The sequence below is a fragment of the Ureibacillus chungkukjangi genome (genome assembly GCF_003217295.1).
GTDB classification, from domain to species: domain Bacteria; phylum Bacillota; class Bacilli; order Bacillales_A; family Planococcaceae; genus Ureibacillus; species Ureibacillus chungkukjangi.
Map to the genome: position 1 here is coordinate 172568 of NZ_QJTJ01000003.1, position 14803 is coordinate 187370.

At 39.0% G+C, this 14803-nt stretch carries 10 protein-coding genes; all 10 read left to right on the forward strand.

The features are described 5' to 3' along the window. The first annotated feature begins 47 nt into the window (after positions 1 to 47). The 10 genes from rplL to BJ095_RS04270 all read left to right on the forward strand — a co-directional run bounded on the left by rplL (position 48) and on the right by BJ095_RS04270 (position 14797). Positions 48 to 407 (forward strand): 50S ribosomal protein L7/L12, encoded by a 360-nt coding sequence (gene rplL, locus BJ095_RS04225; RefSeq protein WP_107932277.1) that lies wholly within the window; start codon positions 48 to 50, stop codon positions 405 to 407. A 173-nt stretch (positions 408 to 580) separates the two neighbouring features. Further along, on the forward strand, positions 581 to 1183 hold the full coding sequence (locus BJ095_RS04230) for a class I SAM-dependent methyltransferase (protein WP_107932279.1): 603 nt from the start codon (positions 581 to 583) through the stop codon (positions 1181 to 1183). Between the two features lie 287 nt (positions 1184 to 1470). After that, positions 1471 to 5034 carry a DNA-directed RNA polymerase subunit beta gene (gene rpoB, locus BJ095_RS04235; RefSeq protein WP_181417959.1) on the forward strand — a complete coding sequence of 1188 codons (3564 nt, stop codon included), beginning with the start codon at positions 1471 to 1473 and terminating at the stop codon, positions 5032 to 5034. A gap of 129 nt (positions 5035 to 5163) precedes the next feature. Beyond that, positions 5164 to 8847 carry a DNA-directed RNA polymerase subunit beta' gene (rpoC, locus tag BJ095_RS04240; RefSeq protein ID WP_107932283.1) on the forward strand — a complete coding sequence of 1228 codons (3684 nt, stop codon included), beginning with the start codon at positions 5164 to 5166 and terminating at the stop codon, positions 8845 to 8847. 152 nt (positions 8848 to 8999) lie between these two features. Further along, a complete protein-coding gene (locus BJ095_RS04245) occupies positions 9000 to 9251 on the forward strand; it encodes a ribosomal L7Ae/L30e/S12e/Gadd45 family protein (RefSeq protein ID WP_107932285.1) in 252 nt (83 codons plus the stop codon). 98 nt (positions 9252 to 9349) lie between these two features. Further along, positions 9350 to 9769, forward strand: a complete 420-nt coding sequence (gene rpsL, locus BJ095_RS04250; RefSeq protein WP_036200765.1) for a 30S ribosomal protein S12 — start codon at positions 9350 to 9352, stop codon at positions 9767 to 9769. 150 nt (positions 9770 to 9919) lie between these two features. Then, the gene (gene rpsG, locus BJ095_RS04255) at positions 9920 to 10390 is read left to right on the forward strand and encodes a 30S ribosomal protein S7 (RefSeq protein ID WP_036200764.1); all 471 of its coding nucleotides are present in this window, start codon (positions 9920 to 9922) and stop codon (positions 10388 to 10390) included. A gap of 93 nt (positions 10391 to 10483) precedes the next feature. Further along, positions 10484 to 12562 (forward strand): elongation factor G, encoded by a 2079-nt coding sequence (gene fusA / locus BJ095_RS04260; RefSeq protein ID WP_107932287.1) that lies wholly within the window; start codon positions 10484 to 10486, stop codon positions 12560 to 12562. A gap of 129 nt (positions 12563 to 12691) precedes the next feature. After that, positions 12692 to 13879: an elongation factor Tu gene (tuf, locus tag BJ095_RS04265; RefSeq protein WP_107932289.1), complete on the forward strand. Its 1188-nt coding sequence runs from the start codon at positions 12692 to 12694 to the stop codon at positions 13877 to 13879. 234 nt (positions 13880 to 14113) lie between these two features. Then, a complete protein-coding gene (locus tag BJ095_RS04270; protein WP_107932291.1) occupies positions 14114 to 14797 on the forward strand; it encodes a response regulator transcription factor in 684 nt (227 codons plus the stop codon). Positions 14798 to 14803: the final 6 nt, after the last annotated feature.

Genomic DNA, 14803 nt, shown 5'->3' on the forward strand with positions numbered 1-14803 from the left:
GGCAAATTGCCTAAAAAAATACAACATCCATATAGGAGGAAAATAAAATGAACAAAGATCAAATCTTAGAAGCTATCAAAGCTATGACAGTTCTTGAGTTAAACGACTTAGTAAAAGCAATCGAAGAAGAATTCGGTGTAACAGCTGCTGCTCCTGTAGCAGTAGTAGGTGGCGGTGCAGCTGCAGTTGAAGAAAAAACTGAGTTTGACGTAGTACTAGCTTCTGCTGGTGACCAAAAAATTAAAGTAATCAAAGTGGTACGTGAAATCACTGGTCTTGGCTTAAAAGAAGCTAAAGAAGTAGTAGATAACGCTCCTAAAGCATTAAAAGAAGGCGTTTCTAAAGAAGAAGCAGAAGAAATGAAAGCTAAACTTGAAGAAGTTGGCGCTTCAATCGAAGTTAAATAATTTCTGACTTACCTTATTTTCAATAAATAAAGAAAGCTCGTCTTTTTGACGGGCTTTCTTCATTTTCTTTGGCGGATAGGATGGTTTGAAATTATGGATATCCCGTAAAGATGCGCCATTGATTTGTCGTGTTACGGCGACAAACCTTGTTTTTTTAAAGGAGGGCACGTTAGATGTCTGAACACTATTATTCAAATAAGCCTCAAACTGAAAGTAAACCACGCCAATGGAAATTTACGTTACTCGGAAATTCGTTTTTATTTGAAACGGACTCTGGAGTATTTAGTAAAAGCGAAGTAGATTTTGGATCCCGTGTTTTAATTGAAGCTTTCCAAAATCCTGAAATAGAAGGTACGATATTGGATGTCGGTTGTGGTTATGGCCCAATTGGACTGTCGATTGCAAAGCAAAATCCAGAGCGTACTGTTTATATGATGGATATTAACGAAAGAGCGGTTGCGCTATCGAAGAAAAATGCGCAATTAAACGGAATTCAAAATGTACGAATTTTTGAAAGTGATGGCCTAGCTTCTGTAGAAGAAGGATTACAGGTAGCCGCAATTTTAACTAACCCACCGATTCGTGCAGGGAAAGAAACTGTATTTAAAATCTATGACGGTGCTTTTGAAAAGTTATCGATTGGTGGAGAATTGTGGATTGTAATTCAGAAGAAACAAGGGGCGCCATCAACGATGAATCATTTAGAAGAAAAGTTTGCAGAGGTTGAAGTAGTCGAGAAGAAGAAGGGTTATTGGATTATACGAGCTAAAAAGTAGTTTTTTGTTTCCAGTTTCGCTATAAATAGTATATGGAAATAAAAGCTCCAAGTGTATAAAATATTGACTTGACAAAATGGCTATGATAACATAATAAAATGCAAAATTATTATTTTGTGGGAGTTTGCCCTTTTGTATGCAATGCATTTTATATGGGTATACTTACCACGGATAAGTTTAGTTTAACCGAAAATGACTCTTGAGAAAAGACTCGTTTTCTTTTTGTCTTTGGAAATCATACACCATTTACATGGTTTTGCAAAGACCTATTATCGCTTTAATGAGGGGTGAATGAGTTGACAGGTCAACTAGTTCAGTACGGACAACACCGCCAGCGTAGAAGCTTTGCGCGTATTAAAGAGGTGCTGGAGCTTCCGAATTTAATTGAGATTCAAACAGCATCTTACGAGTGGTTCCTTGAAGAAGGGTTGCGTGAGATGTTCCGCGACATTTCTCCAATCGAAGATTTTACAGGTAATCTTTCACTTGAATTCATCGATTACAGTTTAGGTGAACCTAAATATGATGTGGATGAATGTAAAGAGCGTGATGTAACTTATGCAGCACCATTGCGTGTAAAGGTACGTCTCCACAACAAAGAAACAGATGAAGTGAAAGAGCAAGATGTTTTCATGGGGGATTTCCCTTTGATGACAGAAACAGGCACATTTGTTATTAACGGTGCCGAACGTGTAATTGTTTCACAATTAGTTCGTTCTCCAAGCGTTTACTTCCATGATAAAACTGATAAGAACGGTAAAAAAGGCTTTGGTGCTACTGTAATTCCGAACCGTGGTGCTTGGTTAGAGTACGAAACAGATGCGAAAGATGTAGTTTACGTACGAATTGATCGTACTCGTAAATTACCTGTTACAGTATTATTACGTGCGTTAGGATTCGGTTCAGACCAAGAAATCATTGATATTCTTGGTGATAACGAATATCTAAGAAACACGCTTGAAAAAGATAATACTGATAGCACTGAAAAAGCGCTTTTAGAAATCTATGAGCGTCTTCGTCCTGGTGAACCACCAACGGTTGAAAGTGCAAAAAGCTTATTATATTCTCGTTTCTTCGATGCTAAACGCTATGATTTAGCAAACGTTGGACGCTATAAAATGAACAAAAAGCTTCACATTAAAAATCGTTTATTCAACCAAACGATTGCCGAAACTCTTGTAGATCCAGAAACAGGAGAAATTTTAGTAGAAGCGGGTACAACATTAGACCGTCGTAATTTGGATCGTATTATTCCTTATTTAGAAAACGGTATCGGCTTCCGTACATTATCACAAGTTGGTGGTGTATTAGAGGAAGATGTAACTATCCAATCTATTAAAATTTTCGCACCAAATGATGAAGCGCAAAAAGAAATCAACATTATTTCTAACGCTTATATTGAAGAAGAAGTGAAGAACATTACGCCTGCTGACGTAATTGCTTCAATGTCATATTTCTTCAACCTATTATATGGCGTAGGAAATACAGATGATATCGACCATTTAGGTAACCGTCGCTTACGTTCAGTAGGTGAGCTGTTACAAAACCAATTCCGTATCGGTTTATCTCGTATGGAACGTGTTGTACGTGAACGTATGTCTATTAACGACACAGCGTCTATCGTACCTCAACAATTAATCAATATTCGTCCTGTTATTGCTTCAATTAAAGAGTTCTTTGGTAGCTCACAATTATCGCAATTCATGGACCAAACAAACCCGTTAGCAGAGTTAACACACAAACGTCGTCTTTCTGCATTAGGGCCTGGTGGTTTAACTCGTGAACGTGCTGGTATGGAAGTACGTGACGTTCACTACTCTCACTATGGTCGTATGTGTCCAATCGAGACACCAGAGGGTCCAAACATTGGGTTAATTAACTCACTATCTTCATTTGCAAAAGTGAACAAATTCGGTTTCATTGAAACACCATATCGTCGTGTGGATCCTGAAACAAGTCGAGTAACTGAACATATCGATTACTTAACTGCTGATGAAGAAGATAACTACATCGTTGCACAGGCCAATTCACCATTAAATGATGATGGTTCATTTACAAACGAAGAAGTTTTAGGTCGTTTCCGTGGGGATAACACAGTCTTCAAAAGAGATCGTGTTGACTACATGGACGTATCTCCAAAACAAGTAGTTTCTGCTGCGACAGCTTGTATCCCGTTCTTAGAAAACGATGACTCAAACCGTGCATTAATGGGCGCGAACATGCAACGTCAAGCGGTTCCTTTATTAAACCCAGAATCACCATTTGTTGGAACTGGTATGGAACACGTAGATGCTCGTGACTCAGGTGCTGCTGTAGTTAACAAATTCCACGGAATTGTTGAACATGTAGAAGCTCGTTCAATTCATGTTCGTCGTATCGAAGAAATTGATGGGAAAGAAGTTAAAGGTGAATTAACGAAATATAAACTTCAAAAATTCACTCGTTCTAACCATGGTACTTCAATTAACCAACGTCCAATCGTTACAGTTGGCGATCGTGTTAAACCAAAAGATATTTTAGCTGATGGTCCTTCTATGGAACTTGGTGAACTTGCTCTTGGTCGTAACGTATTAGTTGCCTTCATGACTTGGGAAGGTTTTAACTATGAAGATGCTGTTATTATGAACGAACGTCTTGTGAAAGATGATGTTTATACTTCTGTTCATATTGAAGAATATGAGTCAGAGTCTCGTGATACAAAACTAGGACCTGAAGAAATCACTCGCGATATTCCTAATGTTGGTGAAGATGCTCTTCGTAACCTAGATGATCGTGGAATTATCCGTATTGGTGCGGAAGTTCGCGATGGTGACATTTTAGTAGGTAAAGTAACACCTAAGGGAGTAACAGAGTTAACGGCTGAAGAACGTTTACTACATGCTATCTTTGGTGAGAAAGCTCGTGAAGTTCGTGATACATCTCTACGCGTACCTCATGGAGCAGGCGGTATTATACTAGATGTTAAAGTCTTCAATCGTGAAGATGGTGATGAATTACCACCGGGTGTTAACCAATTAGTTCGTGCTTATATTGTTCAAAAACGTAAAATTCGCGTTGGGGACAAAATGGCCGGACGTCACGGTAACAAAGGGGTAATCTCACGTATCTTACCTGAAGAGGATATGCCGTTTATGCCAGACGGAACACCTGTTGATATCATGTTAAACCCACTTGGGGTACCATCTCGTATGAACATCGGACAAGTATTAGAGCTTCACTTAGGTATGGCTGCTCGTTACTTAGGTCTTCATATGGCTTCACCAGTATTTGATGGTGCTAACGAACAAGATGTATGGGAAACAATGGAAGAAGCAGGTATGAACCGTGATGGTAAGACAATTCTTTATGATGGTCGCTCAGGTGAACCATTAGACAACCGTGTATCTGTTGGTATCATGTACATGATCAAACTAGCTCACATGGTTGATGACAAACTTCACGCTCGTTCAACAGGTCCTTACTCACTCGTTACACAACAACCACTTGGTGGTAAGGCGCAATTTGGTGGACAACGTTTTGGTGAGATGGAGGTATGGGCACTTGAAGCATATGGTGCTGCTTATACTCTTCAAGAAATCTTGACAATTAAATCAGATGACGTTGTTGGACGTGTGAAAACTTATGAAGCAATTGTTAAAGGTGAAAGTGTTCCAGAACCAGGAGTTCCAGAGTCTTTCAAAGTATTAATAAAAGAGCTTCAATCACTGGGATTAGATGTTAAAATGCTTACAATCAATGACGAAGAAGTTGAACTTCGCGACTTAGATGACGAAGATGAGCTTCAACCAACTGATGCGTTAAATATTTTACCAGCTAGTGAAAAAGAAGATGCTGTTGAGTCTGTAGAATAGTCTAAAAGTATCGGGCAGGAGGAAGCACATTCTGCCTGCCCGGTTTTTAATTTTATATAAATGAATTAATTGTTGAGCTTCGGAATCGGAAAGTCGTTAGAGGACTTATACTAAAGGGAGGTAGGCTCCTTGATAGACGTTAATGAATTTGAATATATGAAAATTGGTTTAGCTTCACCAGACAAGATTCGTTCTTGGTCTTATGGAGAAGTAAAAAAACCAGAAACAATTAACTACCGTACGTTAAAACCAGAAAAAGATGGTCTGTTCTGTGAACGCATTTTCGGACCTACAAAAGACTGGGAATGTCACTGTGGTAAATACAAACGTGTACGCTATAAAGGCGTAGTTTGTGACCGTTGTGGTGTTGAAGTAACTCGTGCAAAAGTTCGTCGTGAACGTATGGGTCATATTGAGCTTGCAGCGCCTGTATCACATATCTGGTACTTCAAAGGTATTCCAAGCCGTATGGGACTTATCCTTGATATGTCACCTCGTGCATTAGAAGAAGTAATCTACTTTGCTTCATATGTTGTAATCGAAGCAGGCGATACTAGCTTAGATAAAAAGCAACTTTTATCTGAAAAAGAATATCGTGCATACCGTGAAAAATTCGGTGCTACTTTCGAAGCGGCAATGGGTGCAGAGGCAATCAAAAAACTTTTAGAATCAATTGATCTAGAAGATGAAACAAACACTTTAAAAGAAGAGTTAAAATCGGCTCAAGGGCAACGTCGTACTCGTGCGATTAAACGCCTTGAAGTAATCGAGTCATTCCGTAACTCTGGCAATAAGCCAGAATGGATGATTTTAGAAGTACTTCCTGTAATACCACCAGAGCTTCGTCCAATGGTGCAATTAGATGGTGGTCGTTTTGCAACTTCTGACTTAAACGATTTATATCGTCGTGTTATTAACCGTAACAACCGTTTAAAACGTTTATTAGACCTTGGTGCACCAAGCATCATCGTACAAAACGAAAAACGTATGCTACAAGAAGCGGTTGATGCATTGATCGATAACGGTCGTCGTGGTCGTCCTGTAACAGGTCCGGGTAACCGTCCTTTAAAATCCCTTTCACATATGCTAAAAGGGAAACAAGGTCGTTTCCGTCAAAACTTACTTGGTAAACGTGTAGACTATTCTGGTCGTTCGGTTATCGTAGTAGGTCCAAACTTAAAAATGTACCAATGTGGTCTTCCAAAAGAAATGGCTATCGAGTTATTCAAACCTTTCGTAATGAAAGAGCTTGTTGAACGAGGTCTTGCCCATAACATTAAGAGTGCAAAACGTAAAATTGAGCGTATGCACAATGAAGTTTGGGATGTTTTAGAAGATGTTATCCGTGAGCATCCAGTGTTACTTAACCGTGCACCAACGCTTCACAGACTTGGTATTCAGGCATTTGAGCCTACATTAGTAGAAGGTCGTGCAATTCGTCTTCACCCATTAGTATGTACAGCTTATAATGCTGACTTCGATGGTGACCAAATGGCGGTTCACGTTCCATTATCAGCGGAAGCACAAGCAGAAGCTCGTTTACTTATGTTAGCTGCTCAAAATATCTTAAACCCTAAAGATGGTAAACCAGTTGTTACTCCATCTCAGGATATGGTATTAGGTAACTATTACTTAACTCTTGAGCGTGAAGGAGCACGTGGTGAAGGTTCTATCTTCTATGGTCCAGATGAAGTGTTAATTGCATACCAAACAGGTAATGTACACTTACACACACGTATTGCGATTAAAGCAAGTTCATTAAACAACCAAACATTCACAGAAGAGCAAAATAAGCAATATCTGTTAACAACGGTTGGTAAGGTAATATTCAACGAAATTCTTCCTGAATCATTCCCATACATTAATGAGCCGACATCTGAGAACTTAGAACAAGAAACACCACAACAATACTTCGCATCTTTAACGATTGATGAAGATACTTTACAACAACTTAAAACATCTGACGGCTACAATGAGCTATCAGAAGGTGAAAAAGTTGAAGCTGAACGTCGAGCTGTGTTAGTAAAACACTTTGCTTCAGTTAAAACAATTAGTCCATTCCGTAAGAAATTCTTAGGTAATATCATTGCTGAAGTATTTAAACGATTCCATATTACAGAAACGTCTAAAATGCTTGACCGTATGAAAGACCTAGGATTTAAATATTCAACTAAAGCAGGTATTACAGTTGCGATCTCAGATATCGTAGTATTACCAGAAAAAGTTGGAATTCTAGAAGAAGCACAGAAAAAAGTAGATAAAGTAATGGTTCAATTCCGTCGTGGTTTAATTACGGAAGAAGAACGTTATGACCGTGTAATTTCAAGCTGGTCTGCAGCCAAAGATGACATTCAGTCTAAACTGATGGACTCTTTACCAGATACAAACCCGATCTTCATGATGAGTGACTCTGGTGCCCGTGGTAACGCATCTAACTTTACGCAGCTAGCAGGTATGCGTGGATTAATGGCCAACCCGGCTGGTCGTATTATCGAACTTCCAATCAAATCTTCATTCCGTGAAGGTTTAACAGTATTGGAATACTTCATCTCTACTCACGGTGCTCGTAAAGGTCTAGCCGATACAGCATTAAAAACTGCCGATTCAGGTTACTTAACTCGTCGTTTAGTTGACGTAGCACAAGATGTTATCGTACGTGAAGACGATTGTGGAACTGATCGTGGTTTAACTATTGGTGCGTTAATGGAAGGTACTGAAGTTATCGAAATGTTAGATGAGCGTATTATCGGTCGTCATACAAAGAAAACAATTTACCACCCAGAAACTGGTGCTGTCATTTTATCTCGTGACGAGTTAATTACTCAAGATATCGCTCGTGTTATTGAAGATGTGGGTATAACTGAGGTAACAATCCGTTCAGCATTCACATGTAATACTAAACATGGGGTATGTAAAAAATGTTACGGTATCAACCTAGCAACAGGTGAAGAGGTTGAAGTTGGTGAAGCAGTAGGTATCATTGCTGCTCAATCTATCGGTGAGCCTGGTACGCAGTTAACGATGCGTACATTCCATACTGGTGGGGTAGCTGGTAACGATATTACACAAGGTCTTCCACGTATCCAAGAGATCTTTGAGTCACGTAACCCTAAAGGGCAAGCGGTAATCTCTGAAATCTCGGGTAAAGTTTCTGAAATCGAAGAAATCCGTGAAGGCTTGAAAGAAATTACAATCCAAGGTGAAATCGAAACTCGTAAGTACCAAGCGCCATATAATGCGCGTTTAAAAGTACAACTAGAAGATGAAATCATACCTGGACAAATTCTAACAGAAGGTTCAATTGATCCTAAACAATTATTAAAAGTTAAGGACGTTGCCACTGTACAAGAATACTTATTAAAAGAAGTACAAAAAGTATACCGTATGCAAGGGGTAGAAATTGGAGATAAACATATCGAGGTTATGGTACGCCAAATGCTTCGTAAAGTTCGTGTAATTGAAGCGGGAGATACTGAGTTATTACCTGGTTCATTACTAGATATTCACCAATTCGCTGAGGCAAACAAAGAAGTAATTCTAAGTGGTAAAGTACCGGCAACTTGTCGTCCTGTTATCCTTGGTATTACGAAAGCCTCTCTTGAAACGGAATCATTCCTATCTGCTGCATCATTCCAAGAAACAACTCGTGTGTTAACGGATGCTGCAATCAAAGGTAAGCGTGATGAGCTTCTAGGTCTGAAGGAAAATGTTATTATCGGTAAGCTAGTTCCGGCTGGTACTGGTATGCAACGCTACCGTCAAATTCGCATGGAAAAAACAGACGAACTAGAAGAAGTTGCTACAGTAGAATAATTATTCAAGTTATTTGAATGAAAATAGAGAAATTCCTTGGGAGATTATGCATCTCCCAAGAGAATTTCAATAAAATATTTGACAGTTTAAATTGATAGTGTTAATATACTTAAGGTTGATAGTTAACTGTCTGTACTTTGGAGGATATGAAAATGTCTTATGAAAGAGTAAAGCAGGCTAGTAAAACAATCATAGGTACAAAGCAAGCAGTGAAAGCAATCCGGGCTGGTCAAGTTACAGAACTCTTTGTTGCACTCGATGCAGACAATTGGGTAACCGATCCAGTGGTTATTCTTGCAAAAGAAGTCGGCGTACCAGTAAGTCTCGTTGAGTCTAAAAAAGAACTTGGCAAAGCTTGTGGTATTCACGTTGGAGCTGCGGTTGTTGCAATCGCTGCAAGTTAGTTTTTGTGTATAGAACACAAAGACTTTGTTTTTACCCTAAAAATGAACCACCTGGATGTGTGGTATTAAAAAGGAATATATGAAGGGAGGAAAAACCGATGCCTACAATTAACCAATTGGTACGTAAGCCTCGTAAATCCAAAACTACGAAATCAAATTCACCAGCGTTAAACAAGGGATATAACAGCTTTAAAAAATCTTTAACAGATGTTAACTCTCCACAAAAACGTGGTGTTTGTACTCGTGTTGGTACTATGACACCTAAAAAACCAAACTCAGCGTTACGTAAATACGCTCGTGTACGTTTAACTAACCAAATTGAAGTTACAGCTTACATTCCTGGTGAAGGTCATAACTTACAAGAACACAGCGTAGTATTAATCCGCGGTGGACGAGTAAAAGATTTACCAGGGGTACGTTATCATATCGTTCGTGGTGCTCTTGATACAGCTGGTGTAAACGGCCGTATGCAATCACGTTCTCTATACGGTACAAAACGTCCAAAAGAGAAAAAATAATTTAGTTTCCTGAAATAACACATAGTCCTTTGTAAATTGTACTTGAATTTGAATTCATATGAATCGTGCGCACGGTTCGAAATCTAAGTATAAAATACAAATGGCAACTTGATTATATAAAAGAGACAATTTTTGAAAGGAGGAAAACACATGCCTCGTAAAGGTCCTGTTTCCAAACGTGACGTGTTACCAGATCCAATTTATAATTCAAAACTAGTAACTCGTTTAATCAACAAAATGATGATTGATGGTAAAAGAGGTACTTCTGAAAAGATTTTATACGGTGCGTTCGAATTAGTTAAAGAACGTTCTGGTAACGATCCAATCGAAGTATTCGAAGCTGCTCTAAACAACATTATGCCGGTTCTTGAAGTACGCGCTCGCCGTGTTGGTGGTTCTAACTACCAAGTACCAGTAGAAGTTCGTCCAGAACGTCGTGTTACTTTAGGTCTTCGTTATTTAGTTAACTATTCTCGTCTTCGTGGTGAAAAAACTATGGAAGAGCGTTTAGCTAACGAAATTCTTGATGCATCTAACAACACTGGTGCTTCAGTTAAAAAACGCGAAGATATGCACAAAATGGCAGAAGCCAATAAAGCATTCGCACACTATCGTTGGTAGTAATTTAGACTACGTGCTAGCTGCTGGCTAGTACGTAGATTTAAATATATATTCAAACAATAGTAACACCCAATATGGAAGGAGAAATTTCCTATGAAACGCGAATTCTCACTAGAGAATACACGTAATATTGGGATCATGGCTCACATTGATGCTGGTAAAACAACAACAACTGAGCGTATCCTTTATTACACTGGTAAGATTCACAAAATCGGTGAAACTCACGAAGGTGCTTCTCAAATGGACTGGATGGAGCAAGAGCAAGAACGTGGTATTACTATCACTTCTGCTGCGACAACAGCTGCATGGAATGGACACCGCGTTAACATTATCGATACACCAGGACACGTAGACTTCACTGTAGAAGTTGAACGTTCTTTACGTGTACTTGATGGTGCAGTAACAGTACTTGATGCTCAATCAGGTGTTGAGCCACAAACTGAAACTGTATGGCGTCAAGCTACAACTTATGGAGTTCCACGTATTGTATTCGTTAACAAAATGGATAAAATCGGTGCAGACTTCTTGTATTCTGTAGGAACTCTTAAAGATCGTCTACAAGCTAACGCTCACCCAATTCAATTACCAATCGGTGCTGAAGATGAGTTCGAAGCTATTATCGATCTAGTTGAAATGAAAGCTATCTTCTATGGTAACGACCTTGGTACTGATATCCAAGTGCGTGAAATTCCAGAAGAATTCAAAGCGCAAGCTGAAGAATACCGTGAAAAATTAGTAGAAGCAGTTGCAGAACTTGATGAAGAACTTATGGAGAAATACTTCGCTGGTGAAGAAATCACTCTTGAAGAGCTTAAAGCTGGTATCCGTAAAGCTACATTATCTGTACAATTCTACCCAGTTATTTGTGGTACTGCTTTCAAAAACAAAGGTGTTCAATTAATGCTTGATGCTGTAATTGACTATCTACCAGCTCCAACTGACGTAGAAGCAATTAAAGGTATCGATCCCGACACTGGTGATGAAATTGTACGTCATTCTGACGATTCAGAGCCATTCTCAGCATTAGCATTCAAAGTAATGACTGACCCTTATGTTGGTAAGTTAACATTCTTCCGTGTGTACTCTGGTGTATTAGAATCAGGATCATACGTACAAAACTCTACAAAAGGTAAACGTGAACGTGTAGGTCGTATTCTACAAATGCATGCTAACTCTCGTGAAGAGATTGCGAAAGTATACTCTGGAGATATCGCTGCTGCTGTAGGTCTTAAAGATACGACAACTGGTGACACTCTTTGTGAAGAGAAGAATCTTGTAATCCTTGAGTCTATGGAATTCCCAGAACCAGTTATCTCTTTATCTGTAGAACCAAAATCTAAAGCGGACCAAGATAAAATGGGTCAAGCTTTACAAAAACTTCAAGAAGAAGATCCAACTTTCCGTGCACATACAGACCAAGAAACTGGTCAAACAATCATCTCTGGTATGGGTGAGCTTCACCTTGATATCTTAGTTGACCGTATGAAACGTGAGTTCAAAGTAGAAGCTAACGTGGGTGCTCCACAAGTTTCTTACCGTGAAACTTTCCGTGGTTCAGCTCAAGTACAAGGTAAATTCACACGCCAATCTGGTGGTCGTGGACAATACGGAGACGTTTGGATTGAATTCTCTCCAAACGAAGAAGGTAAAGGCTTCGAATTCGAAAACGCTATCGTTGGTGGGGTAGTACCACGTGAATACATTCCAGCAGTTGAAGCAGGTCTTCGTGACTCTCTTGACCGCGGTGTAATTGCTGGTTATCCATTAATCGACATTAAAGCTAGATTATTCGATGGTTCTTACCATGATGTCGATTCAAATGAAATGGCATTCAAAATTGCAGCATCTATGGCTCTTAAAGCAGCGGCTTCTAAATGTAACCCAGTTCTTTTAGAACCTATTATGAAAGTAGAAGTTGTAATTCCTGAAGAATACCTTGGTGATATCATGGGTAACATTACTTCTCGTCGTGGACGTGTAGAAGGTATGGAAGCTCGCGGTAACGCTCAAGTTGTTCGTGCAATGGTTCCACTTGCTGAAATGTTTGGATATGCGACTACATTACGTTCTGCAACACAAGGACGTGGGGTATTCTCAATGGTATTCGATCACTATGAGGATGTACCAAAATCAATTTCAGAAGAAATCGTTAAAAAAAATAAAGGTGAATAATTGAAATTTCATCTTGTATCAAGTATAAATAATTTGTAAGCTATGATTGACTGGCTGAAAAGGGCCCTTCTCAGCCAGCAGTTATAACATAAAAAAAATAATAAACTCATATTTAGGAGGCTAACTCAAATGGCTAAAGAAAAATTTGACCGTTCGAAAACGCATGCTAACATTGGTACAATCGGACACGTTGACCATGGTAAAACTACATTAACTGCAGCAATCGCTACAGTTCTTTCAAAAAAAATGGGTGGAGAAGCTAAATCATACGCTGATATCGATAACGCTCCAGAAGAAAAAGAACGTGGTATCACAATCAACACTTCTCACGTAGAATATGAAACTGAAACTCGTCACTATGCACACGTTGACTGCCCAGGACATGCTGACTATGTTAAAAACATGATCACTGGTGCTGCTCAAATGGACGGCGGTATCTTAGTAGTATCTGCAGCTGATGGCCCAATGCCACAAACTCGTGAGCACATCTTATTATCACGCCAAGTAGGTGTACCTTACTTAGTAGTATTCTTAAACAAATGTGATATGGTTGATGACGAAGAATTACTAGAATTAGTTGAAATGGAAGTACGTGACTTATTATCTGAGTACGATTTCCCAGGCGACGATCTTCCAGTAATCAAAGGTTCTGCTCTTAAAGCTCTTGAGGGTGAAGAAGAATGGGAAGAAAAAATCGTTGAATTAATGAACGCTGTTGACGAGTACATCCCAACTCCAGAACGTCAAACTGACAAACCATTCATGATGCCAGTAGAGGACGTATTCTCTATCACTGGTCGTGGTACTGTTGCTACTGGTCGTGTAGACCGTGGACAAGTTAAAGTTGGTGACGTTATTGAAATCGTTGGTTTAACTGAAGAACCAAAATCAACTACTGTAACTGGTGTTGAAATGTTCCGTAAATTATTAGACTATGCTGAAGCTGGTGACAACATCGGTGCTCTACTTCGTGGGGTTGCTCGTGAAGATATCCAACGTGGACAAGTATTAGCTAAACCAGGTTCAATTACTCCACACACAACTTTTAAAGCAGAAGTTTACGTTTTATCAAAAGAAGAGGGTGGACGTCATACTCCATTCTTCTCTAACTACCGTCCTCAGTTCTACTTCCGTACAACTGATGTAACTGGTGTTATCAACTTACCAGAAGGCGTAGAAATGGTTATGCCTGGTGACAACATCGAAATGAACGTTGAGTTAATCTCTCCAATCGCTCTTGAAGAAGGTACTAAATTCTCTATCCGTGAGGGTGGACGTACTGTTGGAGCTGGAGTAGTAGCTTCAATCCAAAAATAATAAAGTTTATTACTAAACTTTCGACCAATTCGTGGGGACGCTCGCGAATTGGTCTTTTTTATTTTCACGGAAAATATGGCAGCTTTTTGCAATGGGATTGCTATGCCAACAAACCTCCCTGATTACAAATACATCAAATATGTTTAATAAGTTATACTATCTTATTCTTTGATATTGTTAATTATTACCTCCATTTTCTCCCTCAATGTTACAATGGGTTGGAGGAGTGGTGATATGTTAACAAAGGTACTATTAATTGAAGATGATCAATCAATTTTTGAACTGATTCAGGAACGATTTATAAACTGGCAAATGCAAATTATTGGCCCTCCTGATTTTCAAAAGGTGATTGATTATTTTATTGTAGAAAAACCACAGTTAGTAATTATTGATATACAATTACCTGCATTTGATGGATTTCACTGGTGTAGAGAAATTCGTACTCTTTCAAAGGTGCCTATTATATTTTTATCTTCACGTGATCACCCAATGGATATGGTAATGGCGATGCAGATGGGTGCTGATGACTTTGTACAGAAGCCCTTTCATATGGATGTTTTATTGGCGAAGGTACAAGCTATCTTAAGGCGTACCTATCACTATGCTGAAGATCAAACTGAATTAGTTCGTTGGAATGGTGCAACAGTAGATTATAGTAAGGGTAAGATACAATTAGGCGAGCAATCTTGTGAATTAACGAAGAATGAGCTTTTTATCTTAAGACTCCTTATACAGCAGGTAGATAAAGTGGTTTCAAGGGATGAATTGATGCGAAAGCTTTGGGATGATGAACGTTTTGTCAATGATAATACATTAACGGTTAATGTAAATCGTCTACGCTTAAAGCTTGAGGAGATTGGCTTAAAGGATGCCATTTTGACGAAAAAGGGTATGGGGTATATGGCGATTACATTATAGAGGTGG